This is a genomic window from Streptomyces typhae, from assembly GCF_009755605.1.
In the GTDB taxonomy this organism is placed as follows: Bacteria; Actinomycetota; Actinomycetes; order Streptomycetales; family Streptomycetaceae; genus Streptomyces; species Streptomyces typhae.
On sequence record NZ_WPNZ01000001.1, the window covers coordinates 573,054 to 597,243 of the forward strand.

12 protein-coding genes and 1 pseudogene are annotated in these 24,190 nt (G+C 72.7%); 2 read left to right on the forward strand and 11 right to left on the reverse strand.

The genetic code is table 11. From position 1 onward, the window contains the following. Nucleotides 1-847: 847 nt before the first annotated feature. Entirely contained in the window at nucleotides 848-1,342 is a 495-nt protein-coding gene (locus GPA10_RS02455) for a hypothetical protein (protein ID WP_157163990.1), read from the reverse strand. A 590-nt stretch (nucleotides 1,343-1,932) separates the two neighbouring features. Then, the gene (locus GPA10_RS02460; protein ID WP_107450250.1) at nucleotides 1,933-2,322 is read right to left on the reverse strand and encodes a hypothetical protein; all 390 of its coding nucleotides are present in this window, start codon (nucleotides 2,320-2,322) and stop codon (nucleotides 1,933-1,935) included. 315 nt (nucleotides 2,323-2,637) lie between these two features. On the opposite strand from GPA10_RS02460, the gene GPA10_RS02465 reads away from it, so the two are divergent. Continuing rightward, nucleotides 2,638-3,852, forward strand: coding sequence for an LPXTG cell wall anchor domain-containing protein (locus tag GPA10_RS02465; RefSeq protein ID WP_246258754.1), 1,215 nt, complete (start codon nucleotides 2,638-2,640; stop codon nucleotides 3,850-3,852). Between the two features lie 126 nt (nucleotides 3,853-3,978). On the opposite strand, the gene GPA10_RS02470 is transcribed toward GPA10_RS02465, so the two are convergent. The 9 genes and pseudogenes from GPA10_RS02470 to GPA10_RS02505 all read right to left on the reverse strand — a co-directional run bounded on the left by GPA10_RS02470 (nucleotide 3,979) and on the right by GPA10_RS02505 (nucleotide 22,603). Beyond that, complete coding sequence (locus tag GPA10_RS02470; protein ID WP_157163991.1) at nucleotides 3,979-5,910, reverse strand: GMC family oxidoreductase; 1,932 nt, start codon at nucleotides 5,908-5,910, stop codon at nucleotides 3,979-3,981. A gap of 41 nt (nucleotides 5,911-5,951) precedes the next feature. Beyond that, on the reverse strand, nucleotides 5,952-7,568 hold the full coding sequence (locus GPA10_RS02475; protein WP_058848161.1) for a succinic semialdehyde dehydrogenase: 1,617 nt from the start codon (nucleotides 7,566-7,568) through the stop codon (nucleotides 5,952-5,954). A gap of 164 nt (nucleotides 7,569-7,732) precedes the next feature. After that, nucleotides 7,733-9,409: a serine/threonine-protein kinase gene (locus GPA10_RS02480; protein ID WP_157163992.1), complete on the reverse strand. Its 1,677-nt coding sequence runs from the start codon at nucleotides 9,407-9,409 to the stop codon at nucleotides 7,733-7,735. Between the two features lie 131 nt (nucleotides 9,410-9,540). Next, nucleotides 9,541-10,194, reverse strand: coding sequence for a hypothetical protein (locus tag GPA10_RS41585; protein WP_198351501.1), 654 nt, complete (start codon nucleotides 10,192-10,194; stop codon nucleotides 9,541-9,543). A 960-nt stretch (nucleotides 10,195-11,154) separates the two neighbouring features. Continuing rightward, nucleotides 11,155-12,312: pseudogene (locus GPA10_RS02485) on the reverse strand (serine/threonine-protein kinase); the annotation flags it as partial. A gap of 92 nt (nucleotides 12,313-12,404) precedes the next feature. After that, complete coding sequence (locus tag GPA10_RS02490) at nucleotides 12,405-14,186, reverse strand: serine/threonine-protein kinase (RefSeq protein ID WP_157164208.1); 1,782 nt, start codon at nucleotides 14,184-14,186, stop codon at nucleotides 12,405-12,407. Nucleotides 14,187-14,515: 329 nt separating this feature from the next. Further along, complete coding sequence (locus tag GPA10_RS02495; RefSeq protein ID WP_343040215.1) at nucleotides 14,516-17,890, reverse strand: protein kinase; 3,375 nt, start codon at nucleotides 17,888-17,890, stop codon at nucleotides 14,516-14,518. Nucleotides 17,891-18,034: 144 nt separating this feature from the next. Continuing rightward, nucleotides 18,035-20,563 carry a serine/threonine-protein kinase gene (locus GPA10_RS02500; RefSeq protein WP_157163994.1) on the reverse strand — a complete coding sequence of 843 codons (2,529 nt, stop codon included), beginning with the start codon at nucleotides 20,561-20,563 and terminating at the stop codon, nucleotides 18,035-18,037. 333 nt (nucleotides 20,564-20,896) lie between these two features. Continuing rightward, nucleotides 20,897-22,603, reverse strand: coding sequence for a glycerol-3-phosphate dehydrogenase/oxidase (locus GPA10_RS02505; protein WP_343040216.1), 1,707 nt, complete (start codon nucleotides 22,601-22,603; stop codon nucleotides 20,897-20,899). A gap of 284 nt (nucleotides 22,604-22,887) precedes the next feature. On the opposite strand from GPA10_RS02505, the gene GPA10_RS02510 reads away from it, so the two are divergent. Then, nucleotides 22,888-24,141, forward strand: coding sequence for a nucleotide sugar dehydrogenase (locus GPA10_RS02510; protein WP_058848154.1), 1,254 nt, complete (start codon nucleotides 22,888-22,890; stop codon nucleotides 24,139-24,141). Nucleotides 24,142-24,190 lie beyond the last annotated feature (49 nt).

Genomic DNA, 24,190 nt, shown 5'->3' on the forward strand with positions numbered 1-24,190 from the left:
ACCGGTTCCCGACGGTCTTCGTTGGTCCCGGTGTCCGTGCCAGCCAGGGGCGGGCCGCAAAAACCACGCGTGGCTCCGCTGGGGCGATGAGGCGTTCGCATCATGTGCACGCCGTGGGACCTCGTCCCAGAGAAGTGACCGGACGGCAGGGGACAGCAGCCCGGTCACCCAGGGAACGGTCGGCTCCGGGGACGCCCGGGGCCGGTCGGCCCAGTCCCGCCCATCACCTCCGCCATCGCCCCGACCTTTGCTCCCAGATCCCCGCGGGTCCATCCGGAATCCCCCGCAACCCCCCGGACTTCCCCCGGGCTTCTCCCGGAATCCCCCGGACTCCTCGCTTCCCCACCGCCCGTCCATCCGTTCTCACCGCTGTCCCGTAGCCCGCCGTCTTCGCAGCCCCCGGCCATTCTCAGCCCCTCGCGTCGAGATGTCGTCGAAACGGTTGCGCGGAGAACGGGCCATCCTCCACGATGCGTAGAGGAGAGGGGTTCGAGGCCCCGTTCTTCACAACTCCATTACCATTGGTCTAAACCAGTCGTGCTCCCCCGGCGCGCCGGGTAGGCCACCGGCTTGTGCAGCCAGCGGCGCACTCCCCCCGGCGCCGCCCTGAGGCACCGACGCTGCCCTGACGTCGGTGCTGACAGCCAAGGGCCCCGCGGATCCGTCCCGCGGGGCCCTTCGCTCCTTTACGAACCCCTAGGAACCCCTAGGAACCCCTACGAATCCCTAAAGACCCCTAAGGACCCCTAGGGACTGTGGGCGGGGCGGCCGCGGGCTCCCCAGGCCGTATCCGACCGGGACCCAGACCCCTGCTCTTCAAAAACCGGCGGGGCCGGACCAGCTGCCTCTAGCCCAGCTTCCTCAGCTGTGCGTCCACCACCGCCATCGGCACCACCGGCTCCTCGTCCGCCCTGGCCGAGCCAGGGGCATCCCCGCCTCCCGCCTCGCGGGACTCGTCGCCGTCGGCCACCGCCTGCGGGTCGTAGAAGTTGTTCGCGGCGAAGGAGAGAAGCGTCGAGCCGTCGCGGACCACGACCATGGAGTGCCGTCGCACGTACGACTCCTCGCGGCTGCCGAACTTGTACGCCACCGCCTCGTCGCCCTTGTCCGGGGCGGGGCGGGGCGCGACCCCGGTGTACCGCATGCCGCCCGCGCGGAACGCCGCGCACTTCTTCGTCCTCGCCGCCGACCGCAGGTCCCGCAGCGCGGCACGCGCGTCGTCCGCGCTGTCGTACGCGAACAGCTCGACGTCCGTCGCCCCGCCCTCGGCGCGCGGACTCCTCGGCGCCACCGTGCTCCCCGCGTGCGCCACGGCCCTGGGCGGGGTGACCGCCGCAGGCATGTCCGAAAGTGGACGGCAGACAGCCGGGCTCGCGGGGGCACCGTCCGACGCGGCCGCCGGCTCCGACCGCTCCCTGTGCCCGACGGAGTACCCCTTGAGGTCGCCCTCGGCCACGAGGGACGCCCTCAACTTCCCGCCCGTCGGAGACTCGGCACCGGCCTCAGCGCCGTGAGGGCCCTTCGCCGCCGGCTTCGGCTTCGCCTGCGACGTCGATCCCCCGTCGCTGTGACGGCCGTCGCCACCACCGCACGCGGCCGTCAGGCCCAGCGCGGCCACGGCCGAGACGGACACCACCACGCGCGACACAGCTGTCTTCACGTTCCCCCACTCACTTTTCTTCGCGCCGCTCACTTGCCTTCGCGCCGCCGCACCGACCACAAGCAACCCGGCACGCCCACGCCGCGTACGGCCATGCGGAGTCACCCGCACCCCTTCTGCGACTTCTACGACTTCTACGGTTTCTACGACTGAAGATCGCCGTCAGCGGTTCCGTACGAAGCGCGTGCCCTGGGACACCTGCCCCCGAGCCCGTTTCCCGGGACGTACTCCCTGGGGCCCGAGCCGTCGTCCGCGCGCGTGGACGCGACCCCTCAGCCCCAGGTCCAGAACCGGTACGGGCTCAGCAGCGCGATCGCGACGACCATGCAGCCGGCCACGATCACCACGCTGCGCACCTGGCGCCACCGCCCGGATCCGCCACCGCGCACGGAACCCGTGGGTGCCGCGCGCCACTCGTCGGGGCGCCAGGGCTGCGCGGACTCCTCCTTGCGCTTGCGCCGCTTGCGGCCCACGACCCCCTGCGCCTGCTGCCGCGCCGCCTCCTGGTCCAGGCGCCGCAGCCGCTCCGCGACCATGCGCGCCCGCGCGGACGGCTCCTTGGGCGCCGACGCCCTGATGTCGCGCTCGCTGTCCTGCTCGAACCTGCGCCACACCTCGTCGGGTATGGACGCCTCGTCGTCGGGCTCACGCGGCGACTGCACGGACACTGTGCCCCCTTTTTCGAATCCAATCCCGGCGCGGCGAGACCCCCTGCCCGCATCCCGCTCGCACGAGCCCCATCTCGCCTGCAAACGGGGGAAGTTCTACGACACCCCACGGCGGACGCACAAGCCAACCACCTCCCCGAGCATCGGACATGTGACTCAAGCCACATAAAAATTACGTGAGTCCAAGCGCAACCATTTCCTGACGACGCAGGTCATGCATGCGTATCAACGGCCACTTCCGCGCCCGCCGCGGAGGCCTCCACCTCCGTACCGCGCGGCGCGCGGTGCGCCGGACTCCCTGAGGTCTTCATGAAGCTTCGCCGTGTTCTGGCCACCGCTGCCGCGACGGCCGCGATCGCGCCGCTCGCACTGCTCTCGGCCCCGGCCGCGTTCGCAACTGGGGACGCGAACGACGCGCCGTCCGTGAGTTCCGGCGAGACGCCTCCGGCCGTCACGCCCGCTCCGGGAGACACGACGAAGCCCGGCGCCCCCGGTTCCGGCGACCAGCCCCCGGCGCCCGGGGACGACACCGAGCCGGGCGACGGCACGAAGCCCGGGGACGGCGGTAAGCCGGGTGACGACACCAGGCCCGGCGACGGCGGCAAGCCGGGTGACGCCAAGCCCGGTGACGACACCAAGCCCGGCGGCGGCGAGCCCAAGGACGACACCGAGCCGAAGGACGAGACGAAGCCGGGCGACGACACGAAGCCCGGCGACAAGGGCACCGAGCCCGGCGAGAACGGCAAGCCCACGGCGGAGCCCACCGAGTGCCCGTCCGACCCGGACACCGGCGAGGACGCGGAGAGCAAGCTGGAGCTGGCGCTGACCGGCCTGCCCGGCAAGATCACCGCGGGCAGCGGCTGGCACGAGTTCGAGCTGACCGCCGCCAACCCGAGCGACGAGGAACTCGGCGAGGTCGAGTGGCTCGCCGCCACCGACAACTTCTCGGACAGCGAGAACGAGAAGGACTGGCTGAGCACCTACGCGCGCATCCAGTTCTACGACCCCGAGGCCAAGGGCTGGAAGTCGATCGCCGACGAGGTCGAGAGCGGTGTCGCCTTCGGCAGGACGAAGCTCGCCGCCAAGGAGCAGGTGGAGATCCGGCTGCGTCTGGACATCAGCGCCAAGGCTCCCGCGGGCGACGGCTACGCGCTCGGCCTCGGCGGTTACGTGGACTCCGAGCTGAACTGCCGCCACAACGCGTTCACGATGTACGAGTTCACCGTCCTGAAGGCCGGCAGCCACAATGAGGACCCGGGCGAGGCCAAGCCCGACCCGGACGTCACCGAGCCCCCGCACATGCGGCCGCAGGGCATCGTCACCAAGCCCGTCAAGACGGTCAAGACAGTCAAGACGGTGAAGAAGACGACCGTGCAGGACAGCGCGCCCACCGGCAGCCTCGCCCAGACCGGTTCGAACTCCATGCTGCCGACCATCGGCATCGTCGGCGGCATCGCCGTCGTCGCGGGCGCGGGCGCGGTGTTTGCCGTGCGCCGTCGCGCCCACTCGGACGGCACCGCGTAAGCGGCGACGTCCACCGGCGGCGTACGCGCCTCAAGGCGCCGTACCCGCCGAGAACGCGAGGGACCTGCACTCGGAGGGGGGTGCAGGTCCCTTCGCGTACCGCCCGCGCCCCGCGGGCCGAGTGCGCTACTTCTTCGGCGGCACCGCAGGCACCCCGAGGAACGGCAGCCGCAGCGCGCCGAAGGCGTGGTCGGGAACGGCCGGGCGCACGGGCTCGACGGGCGCGATCCGCTTGTACGCGGCGCCCTGCGCCGGACGCGGGTCCTCGGCGCCCTTGTTGGGCCAGAACGACATGGCGCGCTCCGCCTGCGCAGTGATCGTCAGCGAAGGGTTCACGCCCAGGTTCGCCGAGACCGCAGCGCCGTCGACGACGGAGATGCCCGGGTGGCCGTACAAACGGTGGTAGGGATCGATGACGCCGGTGGCGGCGCTGTCGCCGATCGGGCAGCCGCCGAGGAAGTGCGCGGTGAGCGGCGTGCCCATCAGCTCGCCCACGTTGGAACCGGGGAAGCCGTTGATCTCCTCGGCGATGAGGCTCGCGGCGCGGGTGGCCTCGGGGATCTGGCCGGGGTTGGGCGCTCCGTGGCCCTGCCGGGCGGTGAGCAGGCCCTTGCCGATGCCTTTCTCCTTGCGGTACGTGGTGAGCGAGTTGTCCAGGGTCTGCATGACCAGGCCGATGATCGTGCGCTCCGACCAGCGCCGGTTGGACAGCGAGCGGGCCGTCAGGACCGGGTGGCGTACGGAGTTCGCGAGCCAGCCCGCGACGCGGTCCCTGCCGCCCTTGAGGGTGTACGGGACCTGGAGCAGCGTCATGCCGCCCATCGCGTTGGACTTCTTGCCGTAGCGGACGGGTTCGATGTGGGTCGTGGCGTTCGGGTGGATGGACGAGGTGATGGCCACGCCCCTGGTGAAGTCGACCTTGCCGCCCGGGGCGAGGAGGGCGCCGCCGTGGCGCTTGCGGTAGCGGCGGTCCGTGGTCTGGGCACCCACCAGGGCCTCGGAGTTGGTACGGGTCAGCTCGCCGAGGCGCGGGGAGATGCGGGGCAGCAGATGGTTGTCCTTCATGCGGTGCAGGAGGGTCTGGGTGCCGTAGGTGCCCGCGGCGACGACGACGCGGCGGGCGCGGAAGGTGCGGCCCCTGCCCTTGCGCTTGTCGTCGGTGGGCAGCGTCCCCACGGCGTAGCCGCCGCGTGAGTCCTCCGTGAGGGCCACGACGGACGTCATCGGGTGGATGACGGCTCCGGCCTTCTCCGCGAGGTGGAGGTAGTTCTCGGTGAGGGTGTTCTTCGCGCCGTGACGGCAGCCCGTCATGCACTCGCCGCACTCGTTGCAGGCGCGGCGCGTGGGTCCCGCACCGCCGAAGTACGGGTCGGGAACTTCCCTGCCGGGGTCGGCCGTTGACTTGTTGTCGGCGGTCACGGCACCTTCGCCCGAGGTCCCGGCCGACGACACGTCGGACAGCTCGTCGGTGGCGTCCCGTCCATCGCCGGGATCGGTGGCGTCCCGCCCGTCACCGAAGAAGACGCCGACCGGCGCCATGTGGAAGCTGTCGCCCACTCCCATGGCCCGTGCGGCAGCCTGCAGATGAATGTCGGAGGGGGTGGTCGTGGGGTTGAGACGCACACCGAGCATGCGCTTGGCCTGCTCGTAGTACGGCCGCAGCTCGTCCTGCCAGTCGGTGATGTCCTTCCACTGCGGATCGTTGAAGAACGCCGCAGGCGGTACGTAGAGCGTGTTCGCGTAGTTCAGCGATCCGCCGCCCACGCCCGCTCCCGCCAGGACCATCACGTTGCCGAGCAGATGGATGCGCTGAATGCCGTAGAGGCCGAGCGCCGGGGCCCACAGGTAGTTCTTGATGTCCCACGAGTTCTTGGGCAGTTCCGCGCGCGTGAAGCGGCGGCCCGCCTCCAGGACGCCGACGCGGTAGCCCTTCTCCGTGAGCCGCAGCGCGGACACGGAGCCGCCGAAGCCGGATCCGATGACGAGGACGTCGTAGTCGTACCCTTCGTCGGCACGGCCGTCGTCGCCCGGGTTGTGGGCAGAGCTCTCCTGTGACATCGACTCTCCTGTCGGGAACGGGTCCGCTGAGCAGGCCTGGCTCAGCGCAAGCGCAGCGCCTTCATGACCTTCAGGCTGGTGGTCATGAACGCCGCGTACTTCTCGTCGTCCATGCCGAAGGACGGCGCCAGGGGGAGGATCCGCTGGTGGGCCACCGTCTGCGCCTCGGTGTACTTGAGGATGCCCTCGGCGCCGTGCCGGCGGCCGAGGCCGGAGTCCTTCATGCCGCCCATCGGTGACTGCACGCTGCCGTAGGCGGGGGCGTAGCCCTCGTTGATGTTGACGGTGCCGGTGCGCAGCCGGGCGGCGAGGGCGCGGCCGCGCCTGCCGTCCTTGGTCCAGACGGAGGAGTTGAGTCCGTAGGGGGTGGAGTTGGCGAGTTCGACGGCCTCGTGCTCGTCGGTGAAGCGGTAGATCGCGACGACCGGTCCGAAGGTCTCCTCGGTGCACACCGCCATCGGCGCCTCGACGCCGTCAAGGATGGTCGGCTCGTAGAAGTAGGGGCCGATGTCGGGACGCGCGACGCCGCCCGCGACGAGGGTGGCGCCCTTGGCGACGGCCTCGTCGACGTGGCGCCGGGTGGCGTCGAGCTGCCGCTCGCCGACGAGTGACCCCATCTCGGCGCCGTAGGCCAGGGACCGGCCGAGCCGCATCGCCTTCGTCTTCTGGGCGAAGCGCTCGACGAAGGCGTCCGCGACGGCCTCGTGCACGTAGAGGCGCTCGATGGAGATGCAGAGCTGCCCGGCGGAGGAGAAACAGGCCCGCACGGCGCCCGCGGCGGCCTTCTCCACGTCGGCGTCGTGCAGGACCAGCATGGCGTTCTTGCCGCCGAGTTCCAGCGAGACGCCGACCAGGCGGGCCGCGGCGCCCGTCGCGACCTCACGGCCGGTGCGTGTGGAGCCGGTGAAGGAGACGTAGTCGGCGTGCTTGACGATCTCGGGGCCGATGACGGGCCCCTCACCGAGCACCACCTGGAACACCTCGGCGGGAAGCCCCGCCTCGATGATCAGGTCCCTGGCCCACAGGGCGGTCAGAGCGGTCTCGGTGTCGGGCTTCATCACCAGCGCGTTGCCCGCGACGAGCGCGGGCAGGGCGTCGCCGACGGACAGTTCGAGGGGGTAGTTCCACGGCGCTATCTGGCCGACGACGCCGCGCGGCTGGCGCAGTTCGGTGACCTTGGTGAGGGTCGGTACGACGCCGGTGTGCCGCTTGGGGTTCAGATAGGCGGCGGCGCGGCGGCCGTAGTGCCGGGCCGCGACGGTGACGGCCTGGACCTCCTCGTGCGCGTGCAGCCGCGCCTTGCCGGTCTCCAGCTGGATGAGGTCGAGGATCTCGGCCTGCCGCTGGAGGACCAGGTCGTGGAAGCGGAGGAGCACGGCGGCGCGCTGCCGCACCGGCGTGCGCGCCCACGCGACCTGCGCGACCCTGGCCCGTTCGAACGCGGTCACCACGTCCTGCGGGGTGGCCTCGGGCAGTTCGGCCAGCTTCTCGCCGGTGAACGGCGTGTGGTTGGCGGTCCTGCCCGAGCCGATCACCTCACGGGTGAGCTGGGCGACCAGCTCCGGCGTGACCACGTCGGCTGCGGTGCGTGCGCCGCTGGGTGCCGGGGCGACCGGGTTGGTGCCGAGGGGCGTTGCGGGGGCCTGCGAGTCCGTCATGACGGTGAGCGTATGCCTGGGCGGACACTTTGGGTACCCGTGGGTAACGAGGTTTCACCTCGCCCGCACACGGCGCCGCGCCTCCGTTCGTACGTTGCCAGTGCCTGCTGGCGACAAAGGTGCTGATCAGGGGGTTCCCGGGACCGTGGCGAGCTGTTCGGGGCTCACGGCTCGGCGATCTCCAAGTTGTCGATCGCCGTCTTCGCGACCTCGCGCCCGCGCTCGGTGAAGTCGCTCCTGGCCGGGTAGTCGATCCACAGCTTGTACATGTCGCCCGCCTCGGTCTTGTAGTAGAAGACCTTGGCCTCGCGCGGATAGACGGTCTCGGACTCCTTGTTGGTGTACGGGATGAGGTTCTCCGCGGACTGTCTGCCCTTGTACTCGCCCTGTGTCGTCCTCTTGCCGGCCCCCACCTGGTCCGGGCTCAGCGAACCGAGCACCGAACTGCCGCCGTCCAGGTCCTTCATGTCCTCGTACGCCTCGGCCATCGACGTGCCCGCGATGTAGTTCAGGTCGTCCTCGGACTTCTTGTTGAGCTGGAGCGAGACGAAGAGGCTGCCGCTGGTGTCCGTGTAGGTGACCCAGTGCTCCTTGGGCGTGGCGTCGTTGGTCGTCCTGCGGTAGCCCTCGGGCACGGACACCGTGGCCCCGAGTGCCTTCTCCTCGTGCTGCTTCCAGCCGTCCGTGGCCGACGCACCGCCGAACGGGTCCATGGCGAGGACCACGCCCGCGGCCACCGCCACCACCACGGCGGCACCGGTCACGGCGAGCGCCTTGCGGCTCAGGAACACGCCCTTGCCGCGGTCCGGCGCCGCGCCGCCCGGTCCCCCTGCTCCGGAGAACCCGGTCACGAGCTGCGTGGCCGGGGGCTGCGGCGGCACCGGCGGCTTGACGGCGTCCTCCAGGAGCGCGCGCACCCGGGCCGCGTTCGGGCGGTGGGCGGGATCCTTGTGCAGCAGGCCGTTGATGGCGTCGGCCAGCGGGCCCTGCGCGGACGCCGGTGCGGCGGGCGTCGCGTTCAGGACGGACTGGAGCGTCGCGGGGGTGTTGTTGCGGCGGAACGGGGAGACGCCCTCGGTCGCCGCGTACAGCACGACACCCAGCGACCACAGGTCGGACGCGGGGCCGGGGCGCTGGCCGAGCACCCGCTCCGGGGCGATGAACTCGGGCGAGCCGACGAACCCGCCGGTGTCGGTCAGATTGGTCTCGCCCTCGATCTGGGCGATGCCGAAGTCGGTGAGCACGACCCGGTCGTGCCTGCCGAGCAGTACGTTGTCCGGCTTCACGTCGCGGTGCAGGACGCCCGCGGCGTGCGCGGCCTCCAGGGCGCCGAGCACTTCGAGGCCGACCCGGGCGGCGTCCCGCGCGCCGAGCGTGCCCTCGTCCCGCAGTGCCGCGCCGAGCGAACGGCCCTGCACGAACTCCATCACGATCCACGGGCGGCCGTCCTCGACGACGACGTCGTGCACGTTGACCACCGCCGGGTGGTCGAGCCGGGCCGCCGCCCGCGCCTCGCGGCGCATCCGCTCGAAGGCGTTGGCCCGCTCACGCTCCGGCAGATGGTCCGGTACGCGCGGCTCCTTGACGGCGACCTCGCGGTCCACCGTCTCGTCCTTGGCCCGCCACACCGTGCCCATGCCGCCGTGGCCCAGCTTCGACAGCAGGCGGTAGCGCCCGCCGACGAGCCGGCCGGAACCGGGCTCGGCCCGCGCGTCCTGGGTGGCCCGCACCGGCTGCACCGGCTGCCCCGGCTGCCCCGCCTGGGGTGGGGGCTGCGGCGGTTGCAGCGCGTAGCTGGTGGTCTCGTTCGGGCCGTAGGTGGCTCCCCCGTCGTTGCTCATGGCCCCATGCCTACCGTGCGGGACACCTCGGGTTCCAGCCAGGGCCCTTGGTTGTGACCGGGACGATGCACGATCCGGGAACTTCGGCGACGTACGGCGGCACAAGGTGGCGTTCGGGCAGAGCCCACACGTCAGCGGCGTACGAAGGTGTCCACCGCCGTGTCGAAGTACCGGCGTGCCTCGCGCGTCCGGTCCACCGGTGCGGACACCCAGACGTGATACATCCGGCCGTTCTCCTCCCAGCACAGGTCGAAGGTGTGCCGGGCGCCTCCGTCTGCGCCGGAGCCGTCCCACGTGTACTGCCACAGGGCGGCGGGCCTGCCGTTGCGGGTGGTCTCCGTGACCTCGCCGTCGCGGTAGCCGCGCAGGTCGCGGGGGCCCGCGGCGTCGGAGCGCCGCTGCGCGGCGAGGGGGCCGCCCGGCTCGGACGCGCCCTCGTCGATGCCGATGCGGACGACACCGCCCGGTGAGCTGTAGTACGTACGCGGACCGTCGGTCTCCCTGACGTACCCCTTGGGCACGGCGAGGGCGAAGCCGCGCGTGTCCTTGGCTATGCGGTAGTTCTTCGGGGCCTCGGGGGTGGAGGGGCGGCCGGTGTCCGGGGTCCTGGTGACCGTCGAGGTCGCCGTCGGCCGCGACACCGAGTCGTCGGACCCGTCCGGGGACACCGAACTCGGCGGCACGGTCCGCACCCCGTCCCCGTCACCGTCCCGCCCGAGCAGCAGCGCCGCAGCCGACACGGCACCGACCGCGACGGCGGCGACCAGGGCGGCGGCGATGAGCATGGTGCGGCCCTGGGGGCGTCGTAACGGGGGTACGGGGAATGGGGCGCGCGGGGCGCGCGGGGCGCGCGGGCGGGGCGCGACGGGGGTGCCGTTCTGCTCGGGCCCGGGCCCGTACCCGTGCCCGGGCCCGTGCCGGGGCGGCGGGGCGGCGCCCTCGGGCTGGGGCTCACTTGCCGGTGGGGCGGTTTGGGCTGGCGGGGCGCCCTGGGCAGGCGGGATGCCTTGACCTGGCGGGGCGCCCTGGGCAGGCGGGATGCCTTGGCCCGGCGGGGCGCCTGGGCCAGGCGCGGTGCCGTAGCCCGACTGAGCACCTTGGCCAGGCGGGACGTCGTGGTCAGACGAGATATCTGGGCCAGACGGGACGCCTTGCTCGGGCGAGGCGCCGTAGCCCGGCTGGACGCCGTAGCCGGGCTCGACACCTTGACCTGGCGGGACGCCTCGGCCCGGCGAAGCCCCTTGGTCTGGCGGGACGCCTTGGCCGGACGGGATGCCTTGGGCGGGCGGGACGCCTTGGCCAGACGAGATAGCTGGGCCAGACGAAGCGCCTTGCTCAGGCGAGGCGCCATAGCCCGGCTGGACACCATAGCCGGGCTCGACACCTTGACCTGGCGGGACGCCTCGGCCCGGCGAAGCCCCTTGGTCTGGCGGGACGCCTTGGCCGGATGAGATGCCTTGGGCGGGCGGGACGCCTTCGCCAGACGAGATAGCTGGGCCAGACGAAGCGCCTTGCTCGGGCGAAGCGCCGTAGCCCGGCTGAACGCCGTGACCGGACGAGCCGCCTTGGCCCGACGAGGCGCCATAGCCCGGTTGAACACCGTAGCCGGGCTCTACACCTTGACCTGGCGGGACGCCTTGCCCCGGCGAGGCACCTTGCCCATGCGAGGCGCCCGGATCCGGCGAGGCACCTTGCCCCGGCAGGACGCCGTAACCGGGCTCGACGCCTCGACCAGGCGGGGCACCGTGACCGGACGGAGCACCTTGCCCCGGCGAAGCGCCCGGATCCGGCGGGACGCCGTAGCCGGGCTGGGTGCCGTGGCCGGGTGGGGCGCCGTCGCCGGGTTGGGCGCTGTAGCCATGCGACTCACCACTCGCGGGCGTCCCGCCCCGGGACGCCGGATGGCGGCCGGGAAAGCCGGGCAGCCGCGGCAGGCCGGTCCGGGCCGAACGCCCGCCGCGGCCCGCGCGCTCACCACGCCCCGGCCGCCCCGGCCGCCCCGAGCGCCCCGCACGCAGCACAGGCAACCTCCGCCCCGCCCCGGCAGCCTCGCCGGGCAGCGGCGGCATGACCCCGGTGTCGACGTACTCCCGCAGCAACCGCTCCGCGCCCGCCGCGTCCAAGCGCCGCACCGGGTCGCGTTCGAGGAGGCCGCGGACGACGGGTGCGATCGGCTCCGCGCCGGGAGGCGGCTGTATGTCTGCGAGGACGACGGCGTGCAGCACCCCGCCGATCGAATCGCGCCGGAACGGCGACTCACCGCTGACCGCGGCCACCAGCAGCGCGCCGAGGGACCACAGGTCGGACTTCGGACCGCTGCCCTCGCCGGACATCCGCTCCGGCGCGGTGTACTCCGGCGAACCGACGAACGTACCGCTCTCCGTGAGCGTCGTCGCGCCGGAGACCTGCGCGATGCCGAAGTCCGTGAGCACGACCCGGCCCGTGGCTTCTTCCAGGAGGACGTTGGCGGGCTTGAGGTCGCGGTGCAGGACGCCCGCGGCGTGCGCGGTGCCGAGGGCACCGAGCAGGTCGAGGCCGACGCGGGCGGCGGCCTGCGGACCGAGCGGCCCCGACCTGGCGATCCGCAGAGCCAGCGAGGTGCCTTCGATCAACTCCATGACGATGTAGGGGCGTTCCCGATGAACGACGACGTCGTGCACCACGACGATGTGCGGATGCTGGAGCTGCGCGACCGCACGCGCCTCGCGCAGCGTGCGCTCACGCTGCTCCGCGGCCTCCTCCTCGGAGAGCGTCTCGCTGTAGGGGAGTTCCTTCACGGCGACGCGACGGCCGAGGAGCTGGTCGGTCGCGCGCCACACGACGCCCATGCCACCCCCGCCGATCCGCACCTCCAAGCGGTACCGGCCGGCGATGACGCGGGTGTGGTCACCCAGGCTCCCCATGCGGCCATCATGCCCCACAGGTCAGGTCGCGGATCCTCTCCGTCCGGGAAAGCGGCCAGTTCAGGCCCGTAAGCGACGGTGAGCGGCCGGTGTCAGACGCGCCAGCTGCGCAGCACCGCGTCGAACTGCTGCCGGGTCTCGTCCCAGTCGCTCTCCGGTCCCGACATGTAGATCACGTATTCGACGTCGTCCTGAGTGACGTACGCCTGCGATACGGCACGCCGCGGTCCCTTCGTGGTGTCACTGGAACCCCCGTTCCAGGCGAACTCCCACAGTGCGCCGGGCCGTTCGAGGAACATGTTGGAGCTCATGTGCAGACGCCGGTAGCCGGCGTACCCCTTCACCTGCTTCTCCAGGGCGAGCTGGTGCTGGTACGCATTGGGGAAGTCCGGGCTGCGGTCCACGCCGATGCGTACGAAGTGGCGGCCGCCGTCGGGCGTGAAGTCGATCTGGCTGCCGTCCACGCGCCGTTCCCAGCCCTTGGGCAGCATGAGGCTGAAGCCCTCCACGTCGCGGACACGGACCCAGTCCTTGGGCACGCCGCCGACAACGTTGCCGCCGTCGTCCCCCTTGCCGTCCTTGCCCTTGTCGTCCTGACCCTGGCTCACCTCCTTGCGGTCGCCGTCATCGGCGCCGAACTGGAGATAGCCGAACACCGCGCCACCCCCGAGCAGCGCCGCCGCGACGACCAGGGCGAGCGCCCGGGGCCAGCGACGGCGTCCGGCTCCCGGTCCGGTGGCCGTGGGAGCGGTGGTGGCGTACGGGGCCCCTGCGCCGTGCGTGACCGCCGCGCTGTGCGTCGGGGCCGTGCCGTACGGGGCTTGAAGGTGCGGAGCGGGGGTGTGCGGCGTATGCGATGTCTGGGATGCATGCGGCGCCTGGGACGCGTGCGGTGCTTGGGATGCGTGCGGTGTCTGGGGCGACTGCGTCGGCTGGGAGTACGGCGGCGTCGCCGGATGCGGAGCTGGGTGCGGGGCCGGGTGCGGGGCCGGGGTGTGGCCCGACTGCGGGGTCTCCTCGTGCACCCGCGTGGGCACGTACCCCTGCGGCGCCCCCGGGTACCGCCCCTCCGCGGCCTCGGCCAGCATCCGCTCCGCCTCGGCCGCCGAAGGCCGCGCGTCCGGATCCTTGCGGAGCAGCGCGGAGATGACGGGCCCGAGCGCGTCCGCGTACGTGGAGGGCGCGGGCTCCTCGGTCACCACGGCCTGCATGGTGCCGAGCGGCGAGGTGCGCCGGAACGGCGAGTTGCCCTCGACGGCCGTGTACAGCGTGGCGCCGAGCGCCCACAGGTCGGCGGCGGGCCCCGGATTCGCGCCGCTGACCCGCTCGGGCGCCAAGTAGTCGACGGAGCCGACCACTTCCCCGGTGCGGGTGATGGTCGAGTCGCCCTCGATCGCGGCGATGCCGAAGTCGGTGAGGAGCACCCGGCCGTCCTCGGAGAGCAGCACGTTGCCGGGTTTGATGTCGCGGTGCAGGACCCCGGCGCCGTGCGCGGCGCGCAGGGCCCGCAGGACCCACAGGCCGACGCGGGCGGCCTCGCGCGGCTCGATGCGGCCCTGCTCCCGGACGGCGTCCGCGAGCGAGCGCCCCTCAACGAGCTCCATCACGATCCAGGGCCGGTCGTCGTACTCGACCACGTCGTGGACCGTGACGACCGCGGAGTGGTTGATCTGGGCCTGGGCGCGGGCCTCCGTCTGCGTGCGGGTGAGCAGGACCTCGCGTTCGGCCTCCTGCACCCACTGGGCCGCCGTCAGCTCCTTGACGGCCACGACGCGATGGAGGACTTCGTCATGCGCACGCCATACACGACCCATGCCGCCGCTGCCGATGGACTCACCGAGCCGGTAACGGCCGGCGAGGAGCAGGCCCTGCATCTGATTCACGTTCCCCCGCAGTCGGTATTGACAGGGCCAAGTTCCTGGAGATTCCCAGTGCCCAGATTAAGGAGCCGTCCGCGTACAGGGAAAGGGAGGGGGTGATCGGAGACAGCACTGTGACGCTGACGGGGGCCGCTCGCGGGTCCGACGAGGTGTCGGACACCGTCCTGACGTGGACATTTGACGGCACGGCACCGGCCGAACGCGGTCGGTACACGACAGATCATGAGCCGATACGGTCGATACCGTCAGTGCCGTCAGTGCCGTCAGTACGGTCGGTACGACACGGCCGGTTCGATACAGGGCCCGCCGCGAGCGGGGAACGGTCAGCCAGTGGCCCGGTACGAACTCGACGCCTGCTCGTACAGCCGTGACACCTCGTCCCGTTCGGCCTCCGGTCCGCGCACCTGCAACACGTGGTACTTCCCGTCCACGACCATCGCCAGATTGCGTACGTAGACCTCGACACCGTCGGTGCCCTGCCAGGTGAACTGGCCCTCGGCCATGGAGCGGCCGCCCACGTCGACGCGGCGCAGACCGCTCGAAGTGGCCCAGGACGAGTCGCGGAACGGCTGGAGTTCGCGTTCGTCCTCCTTTTGATACTTCATCGGGTCCGTGCCGTGGTCGCCGGTGCTGTCGCGGCCGGGGACGACGAGCAGTTCGAAACTCCCGTGCGTGTACACGACCTGGCCGCGGCCGTTCTTGGGGTGCCGGTCCCAGCCGTTGGCCACGGCGACGCGGAAGCCCTCGGCGTCCTTGCGCACCGTGAAGCCCGCCGCGACATCGGGGTCGGTGGTCTGCGGCTCCTGCGAGCCCGGGGTCTTGTCCGGCGCGGGCGACTTGCCCGCCTCACCGTCGGAACCGCCGGTTCCGCCGGAGCCGTCGCCTCCGGGTTCGCCGTCCGGACTCGGCCGCCCCGCGGAGGGTTCCGCGCCGGCCTCGCCTGCGTTGCCGGTGCGTCCCGCGCCCTCGTTCTCGTCGGACTTGGGCATGAACAGGGCCGCGTACGCGACAGCCGCCACAAGACCCGCGAGTATCACGACGAGCAGCAGCCGCCCGAGCGAACGGGGGCCGCTCGCGGGCCGCGGCGCGCGCTCGGGGCGCGGCGCACGCACCGGCCTGGTGTCGGGCCCGCGCTCCGCGGCGCGCTCCTTGCCCCGCTCCCGGCCGCGTTCCTTGTCCCGCTCCCGGCCGCGCTTGTGACGGCCGTGCGTGGTGCCGTTGCCCGTCGGTACGGGGGCCGGCGGGCGGCGCTTGCGGACGACCTCGCCCCGGCGGCGTACGACGGGCAGCCTGCCGCCGTCGTACGGGGGCGCGGGCACCACATGCGTGCCCGCCTCCGGCTCCGGCGCCGACCGCACGAGAGAGCGCAGCCAGCCGCTCAGCTCCTCGAAGTCGATGCGTTCGGTCGGGTCCTGACGCAGCAGCGACTCGACGACGGGCCGCAGCGGACCGCACTCCTCCGCGAACGCGGGCGGCTCCGCGCACACCAGCTGCACCAGCTCGGCCGTGCTGTCCTCCGGGTACGGCGCGTGGCCCTGCACGGCGCGGAAGAGCAGCGCGCCGAGCGCCCACAGGTCGGTCGCGGGGCCGATCGGCGCGGCGAGCTGCCAGTTCTCGTGCACGGGGCCCGCCTGCTCCGGCGCCCAGCGCTCGGTGACGGCGCCGACGACGGTCATCCGCGCGTGCCGGGCCCGCTCGGCGGCCAGCGCGGTGGTGGGACCGCGCCTGGGCCGACGCTCGCCCGCGGGGTCGCCCCAGCCGCCTTCGCGCGGGTGGCCGTCGGCGTCGTCGCCGTCGGGAACCACGGGGGCAGGGACAGCAGGGGCAGCACGGACAGCAGGGGCAGCGGGGGCGGTCTGCGGCGCCTGCGCGGGGGGCGCGAGGCGCGCGGGCTGCCGTGCGGGCGGGAGCTGCTTGGCCAGTGCCTGCGTCTGCGTCTGCGCGGGTGCCGGTGCCTGGGGCGGGCGCACGCCCGGCGTGTGCCGGGTTTCGTGCGCCTGCTGGGGGTCGTGTGCCTCGCGGGCACCCGGGGTGCCCTGCGCGGGCACGGTGGGGGCGTTCTCGGTGCGCGGCACGGCTCCGTGCCACGGCTTCTGCTGCCGCTCCCGGACGCCGTAAGGGTCCGCGATGTGCCCCGCATGAGCACCGGCGCCGCTGTCCGAGGCCTCCACGGGCGCCGCTTCCGCGGCGCGCTCGGCCTCGCTCACCCGGGCCGCGGCCCGCGCGGCACCCGCACGGTACGCCGCGATGGCCCCGGCCCGCGCCGCCCGCAGATCCCGCTCGGCCGTGCCGTACGAACCGGCGCCGCCGTACGGCTGGGAGGGGCCGTACGACTGCGAGGGGCCGTACGCGTCGGACCCGGGGTACGCCTCCGACCCGGAGTACGCCTCCGACCCGGAGTACGCCTCGGGCCCCGGGTACGCCTCGGTACCGGACTGCGCCTCGGAACCTGCGTCGGGCTCGGCTCCGGGGTACGCCCCGGTCCCTGCGTCGGCCTCGACTCCGGGATAGCGTCCTGGCCCGCCGAGCCCGCCGAGCCCGCCGTGGGGCTCGGCCCCGGCGTAGGCCTCCGTCCCGCCATAGGGGCCGTCCGCGCGCCGCGCCGCCTCGATCGCGGCGTGCCCACGCGACCCGCCGCCCTCGCCAGGCCCGCCGTTCCCGTACCCATACCCGTCACGGCCGTCGCCGTGGTCGTCGTCGCGGCGCTCGTACTCGTCCGCGCCGTCGTACCCGTCGTACCCGTCGTACTCATCGGCACCGCGCTCACCGGCACGGCGCTCACCGGCACGCCCCTCGTACGCGCCGTCTCCGTACTCCTCGTCGCCGTACTGGCCGTCGCCGTACTGGCCATCGTCGTACCGGTCGTCCCCGTGCTGGTCGTCCCCGTACTCGTCGTCCCGGTACGCGCCGTCCGCGTACTCGTCACGGTCGCCGTACTCCTCGCCCTCGGGAGAGTGATCCGGCGCCCGCTCCACCGGGCCGCCCCCCTCGGGGTCCGTGAAGCCCGCGAAGTCGTCCTCCTCGGGGCGCGGGTCGTACCCGCACAGCGCCTCCTCGGCTGCGCCCGCGGCGAGGCCCGTCAGCATCACGCGGCCGTCGTCGCAGACGAGGACCGTCCGCGCGGTGATGTTCCGGTGCACCCAGCCGTGTGCGTGCAGCACGCGCAGGGCCGTGACGACATCGGCGGCGAGCTCCGCCGCGCGGAACGGGTCCAGCGGCTTGTCGGCCAGTAACGCCGCGAGCGGACGGGCCGCCACCCGTTCACTCACTATCCACAACGACCCGTCCTCGGCGAACACGTCGAAGATCTGGTCGAGCCGGGGGTGGTCGGGGATGCGCGCGGCGGCCTGTGCCGCCTCTATGGCACGCAGCACCGCGGGATCGCTCGGCCTGCGCGTCGCGCGCGACCCCGCGCGCCGGGCGCCGCCCTGGGCCGCGCTCCCGCGTGCGCGGAACCCCTCCGGCAGCCCGCCGGGCAGGACGTCGCTCAGGTCCCCGTCGCCGTACACCTCGTCGCCGGGCAGTTCGTCCCCGAGCACCTCGGCGTCGACGATCTCGGGCAGCGGCACCTGCCTGACCAGGACTTCCTGACCGCTGTAGGTGTCGAAGGCGCGGGTCTCCGCGAGTTCGTACTCGTCGGTCGGGGGCAGGGGCAGGCGGTAGCGGTCGGCGAGTACCCGTCCCGCATAGTCGTCCACGATACCTCCCCCAATCCGCCCGGCGGTCAATTCCGTTCGTCTTACGGCTCGTTGCGGCTGCTTACCCTCCGCAAGCACTCACGATACGTGCCACAACCGAACCGTATTGAGGGGATGCGAGATCTCACCGGTCCCGCCCCGCCCTCACTTCTTGGGCTCGAAGGTCCGGGTGAAGGTCTGCCACGCGTCGCGGCGCTGGTCGCTGCCCCAGTCTTCCGCTTTCGCGGTGTACATCATTCCGTAGCCCAGGCCGCCGTTCACTACGAAGCCGCGGTCCACCGACCGGTACTTGGTGCCGCCGTCCACGTAGGTGAACTCCCAGTCCGCCGTGTTCCAGCCGCGGAAGCCGACCTTCTCTATGCGGATGCGGTCGTACTGCGCGCGGCGCATGGCCGACTCCTGGTTCTTCCAGTCCGCCACCGGGTTGCTCTTGGGCGTCGTCGTCCAGCCGATCAGCAGCTTCTGGTCGTCCGGTCCGGTGAAGCGGGCACCCGCGCCGTCGGTCGAACGGAACTTCCAGCCCTTCGGAAGCCCGATCGAGAAGCCCTGGGCGTGCTTGTACGTCTCCTCGGCGCCGTCACCCGAGCCGTTGCCGCCGCCGATGGCCGAACCCTGACCGGAGTCGTCCTTGCCGGAACCGTCCTTGCCGGAGTCCTCCTTGCCCGAGCCGTCCTTGCCGGAGTCCGCGCCGGAGCCGTCCTCCTTCTCCTTGCCCTGGCCGCCCTGGTCGTCCTTGCCCTTGTCGTCGCCGGAGCCCGAGCCGGAGTCCTTGTCCTTGCCCTCGCCGCCCGCGGTGGCGCCGCTGGACGAGGACGCGTCGCCGCCCTTGTCGCTCTTCCCGCCGCTCCCGCTGTCGTCGCCGCTGAGGGCGAAGGCGAGGACCGTGCCGAGGACGGCGAGCGCGACGACCACCGCGATGATCACCAGCGTGCGCCGGGGCACCACGTCCGTGAGCGGCGCCCGCACGGGCGGCTTGGGCGGGCCGACGGGCTGCGCCGGAACCCGGGCACCACCGTGCGCACCCGCACCGGTGCTCGCGGAGTTCACACCGACCCCACCCGGCCGCGCGGCCCCCGCACCGGCCGCCCCGGCACCCGAGGCCGAGCCGAAACCCGCACCCGAGCCCGAGCCGGAACCGGAACCCGCACCGGTGCCCGAACCCGGAGCCGAGCCCACACCCGAGCCGACCCCCAGGGCCGCGCCCGCACCCGCACCTGTACCGGCACCCGTCCGGGCACCAGCACCAGCACCAGCACCAGCACCAGCACCAGCACCACGATCGCCGCCGCGCTCCCCCGCACCGGCCGCGCGGTCGCCCACGCCGACCGCCCCGGAAGCAGCAGCCGCCCCGGAGCCCACGGCCCCGGACCCCGTCCCCCCGGACCCGCTCGCCGCACCGGCCCCCGCGGGCGAGGCACCCGGCGCCGAACCACCGCTCCCAGCACCGCCCGCCGCGCCACCACCGGCAGCACCGGCACCACCGCCACCACTGGAACCACCGGAACCACCGGAACCGGCCCCACCGACAGCACCCGCCGTGCCCGCGGCGCCAGCGCCCGCGGTCCCAGCGCCCGCGCCACGAGCCGTCGCCGCAGCCGCCTTCTTGCGGACCGAGCGGAACGCGCCCTTCAGCCGTTCCGCGGCCTCCTCGCCCTTACGGCTGCCGGTGGATCCCGCCGGATCTCCCGGACCTGCCGCGCCCGCCGAACCCGCGGAGCCCTGCCGGCGCCCCTTCGGCGTCTGCGGCGGAATCGGCGGCAGGGGCACGACCTTCGTCGCGTCCATCGGCTCGTCCTGCGGCTTGGGCTCGGGGGCGTCGGGCACGTTGATGACGTCCTGGAGCATCGCCCGCGCGCTCGCGTCGTCGAGCCGCTGCTCGGGGTCCTTGGCGAGCAGGCCGTAGATGACCTTCTCCAGCAACGGCCCCGCGTTCCGGGGCGGTTCGACCGCCTCGGTCATCACGGCGGTGAGGGTCGCGATGGCCGAGCCCTTGTCGTACGGGGGCGCGCCCTCCACGGCCGCGTAGATCAGACCGCCGAGCGACCACATGTCGGCGGCGGGGCCCGGCTTGTGGCCGCGCGCACGCTCCGGCGAGATGTACGAGGGGGCGCCGACGAGCATGCCCGTCGACGTGATGGACGGGTCGCCCTCGACCTGCGCGATGCCGAAGTCCGTGAGGACGACGCGGCCGTCCTCGGCGATGAGCACGTTGGACGGCTTCACGTCGCGGTGCAGGATGCCCTCGCGGTGCGCCGAGCGCAGCACGTCGAGCACGGCGAGGCCGACCTCGGCGGCCCGCCGCGGCGTCAGGAGCCCGTCCTCGCGGACGGCTTCGGCGAGGGACTTGCCCTCGACGAGCTCCATCACGATCCAGGGGCGGTCGTCCTCGTCGACCACGTCGTAGACCGTCACGGCGCTGGTGTTGCGGATCCGGGCGATCGCCTTGGCCTCGCGCAGCGTGCGCGTGATGAGGCGCCGCTTCTCGTCCTCGTCGATGCTGGACGGGAAGCGCAGCTCCTTCACCGCGACCGTGCGGCCGAGCGTCTCGTCCTTGGCCCGCCAGACGGTGCCCATGCCGCCACGGCCGAGCACGTCACCGAGCCGGTACCGCCCCGCGAGGAGACGTGCGCTCTGATCCTGACGGGCCTCGCCCGCCTGCTCCGCCTCCGACATGCGTCCCCTCAACTACCCGCACAACCCGCCCTGACAGAGCCTTCATTGTCCCTCACCCCGGGACCGGTCAATGCCGCGGGTCCGCCGTCCCACATCATGGACATGAAGGACCGCCCCGCCCCTCCACACCACCTCAAACCACCCTGGCCATAACCCCCTTGACCGCCCTCCTCGGGTCAAACCACCCAGAACCCCTGACCACTCCTTGACTGCTTGCTGACAACCTTCCTACTTGTTGACAGGCGCAACCCGGGCGTGTCACCCGGCCTCGGGGCCCGCGGGCCGTGCCCCGCGGGCTCCACGGGTCACGGGTCCCACGGGTCGCGCCAGGGGTCACAGCGGCACGATGTCCGGCGCCCCGAGCCGCGCCGCGTCCGCCGTCAGGTCGTCGGGCTGGCGCTGCGATTCGCGCTCGGCCTCCACCCGCTTCTCGTAGTGCTGCACCTCCCGCTCGATCTGGTCCTTGTCCCAGCCGAGCACCGGGGCCATCAGGTCCGCGCACTCCCGGGCGCTGCGGGTGCCGCGGTCGAAGGTCTCGATGGAGATGCGCGTGCGGCGCGTGAGCACGTCGTCCAGGTGGCGGGCGCCCTCGTGGGACGCGGCGTAGACGACTTCGGCGCGCAGATAGTCGTCGGCGCCGCCGAGCGGACTGCCCAGGGACGGGTCGGCGGCGACCAGTTCGAGCACTTCCTCCGCCAGTGCCCCGTACCGGTTCAGGAGGTGTTCCACGCGGACCACGTGCAGTCCCGTGCGGGCGGCGATGCCTGCGCGGGCGTTCCACAGCGCGCGGTACCCCTCGGCGCCGACGAGCGGGATGTCCTCCGTGACGCACTCCGCGACACGCTGGTCCAGGCCGTGCACCGCCTCGTCCACGGCGTCCTTGGCCATCACCCGGTACGTCGTGTACTTGCCGCCCGCGACGACGACCAGGCCCGGCGCGGGGTGGGCGACCGTGTGCTCGCGCGACAGCTTGCTGGTGGCTTCCGACTCGCCGGCGAGGAGGGGCCGCAGGCCCGCGTACACACCCTGGACGTCGTCGCGGGAGAGCGGGACCGCGAGCACCGAGTTCACATGCTCCAGGAGATAGTCGATGTCGGCGCTGGAGGCCGCCGGGTGGGCCTTGTCCAGGTCCCAGTCGGTGTCCGTGGTCCCGATGATCCAGTGCCTGCCCCAGGGGATGACGAAGAGGACGCTCTTCTCCGTGCGCAGGATCAGGCCCGTGGAGGAGTTGATGCGGTCCTTGGGGACCACCAGGTGGATGCCCTTGGACGCGCGGACGTGGAACTGGCCGCGCTCGCCGACCATCGCCTGGGTGTCGTCGGTCCACACGCCGGTGGCGTTCACGACCTGCTTCGCGCGGACCTCGTACTCCCCGCCGGCCTCGACGTCCTGCACGCGGGCGCCGACGACGCGCTCGCCCTCGCGCAGGAACCCCGTGACCCGGGCGCGGTTGGCGGCCTTCGCCCCATAGGCCGCGGCGGTGCGCACCAGGGTGGCCACATAGCGGGCGTCGTCCATCTGCGCGTCGTAGTACTGGAGGGCGCCGACGAGGGCGTCCTTCTTCAGACAAGGGGCCACGCGCTGGGCGTGACGCCGGGTCAGGTGGCGGTGGCCCGGCAGGCCTCGGCCGTGGCCACGGGCCATCGACATGGCGTCGTACAGGGCGACGCCCGAGCCCGCGTACAACCGCTCCCAGCCCTTGTGCTGGAGCGGATACAGGAACGGGACGGGCTTCACCAGATGGGGTGCGAGCCGTTCGAGCAGCAGGCCGCGCTCCTTGAGGGCCTCGCGGACCAGGGCGAAGTCCAGCATCTCCAGATAGCGCAGGCCGCCGTGGATCAGCTTGCTCGACCGGCTCGACGTGCCCGACGCCCAGTCTCTCGCCTCCACCAGGCCCGTGCTCAGGCCGCGGGTGACCGCGTCGAGGGCCGTGCCCGCTCCGACCACGCCCGCGCCCACGACGAGGACGTCCAGCTCGCGCTCGGCCATGCCCGCCAGTGCCTCGGCGCGCTCCGCCGGGCCAAGAGTCGCTGTCCTCACCGCTGCCTCCCGTGCTGTTCGGGTGTGGTCGCGCTCACATCATGCCCAGATTCGCGCCAGGTCCGCCGGACGAGGGCGCCGCCTGTGGAAAACCCGGAAAGCCCCGGCGCCAGTACAGGCCCAGGAGCCGCCAACACTCCGACGCTTCGGGCAGGCCAATCCCGCAAATCGGTCATATTTACTCCTAGTCTGACATTGCGGTCGCCCGTTCTGTCCACAGGACTTGCGCGATCGACCCGCTTTGGCTATATCCGCTCGGCTTTTGGGAAGGACGGCTCACCGCCATGCCAGCTGACCTCGCCGTCATCGGCCTCGGCCACCTCGGCCTCCCCCTCGCCCAGGCCGCCGCCGCGGGCGGCGTCGCCACCGTCGGCTACGACCCCGGCCGCGCCCGCGACCTGGCCTGCGGTCGCCTCCCCGGCGACGGCACCGAAGGGACGCTCACCGCCGCCGACGTCCGCCGGATGCTCGCGGGAGGCTTCCGGCCGACCACCGACCCCGCCGAGCTCGGCCGCGTCCGCACCGCCGTCATCTGCGCGCCCACGCCCCCGGCCGCGGACGGGTCCCTCGACCTCGGCCAGGTCGCCGAGGCCGCCCGCGCTCTCGCCGGGCGCCTGCGCCCGCACACCACGGTCATCCTGGAGTCACCCGCGTACCCGGGAACCACGGAGGAATTCCTGCGCCCCCTCCTCGAAGAGGGCTCGGGCCTGCGCGCCGGACGCGACTTCCACCTCGCCTACTCCCCCGGCCGCATCGACCCGGGCAACCGCACCCACGGCTACGCGGGCACCCCGAAGGTCATCGGCGGCCTCACCCCCGCCTGCACGGAGTCCGCGGCCGCCTTCTACGGCCGCCTCACCGACAAGGTCGTCCGCGCGCGCGGGCCGCGGGAGGCCGAGACCGTGCACCTCCTGGAGACCAACTACCGGCACGTGAACATGGCCCTGGTCAACGAGATGGCCGTGCTCTGCCACGACCTCGGCATCGACCTGTGGGACGTCATCCGCTGCGCCGAGACCAAGCCGTTCGGCTTCCAGGCGTTCCGGCCAGGACCCGGCGTCGGCGGCCACGGAGTCCCCCTCGACGTGCCGGGACCCGCGCGCGGCACCCGCCCGCTGCGCATGGTCGAACTCGCCCAGCAGGTCAACGACCGCATGCCCGGCTATGTGATCCAGCGCGCCGCGACCCTGCTCAACGAACACGGCAAGTCCGCGCGCGGCGCCCGCGTCCTGCTCCTCGGCGTCACCTACAAGCCGGACGTCGCCGACCAGGCGGGCGCCCCCGCCCAGGAGATCGCCGTCCGCCTCCGGGAGCTGGGCGCGGCCGTCAGCTACCACGACCCGTACGTAGGCCACTGGAACGTTCTCGGCCATCCCGTGCCCCGCGCGGACACCCTCTACGAAGCGGCCGCCGACGCCGATCTGACGATCCTGCTCCAGCACCACCGCACCTACGATCTCCAGGGCCTGGCCGTGAAGGCCCAGCTCCTGCTCGACACCAGAGGAGCCACCCCGGCGGGCGCCGCACACCGTCTGTGAAGCCTCCTCCCCATCCCCTGGGGCCCCTGGCACACGGGTGCTACCGTGC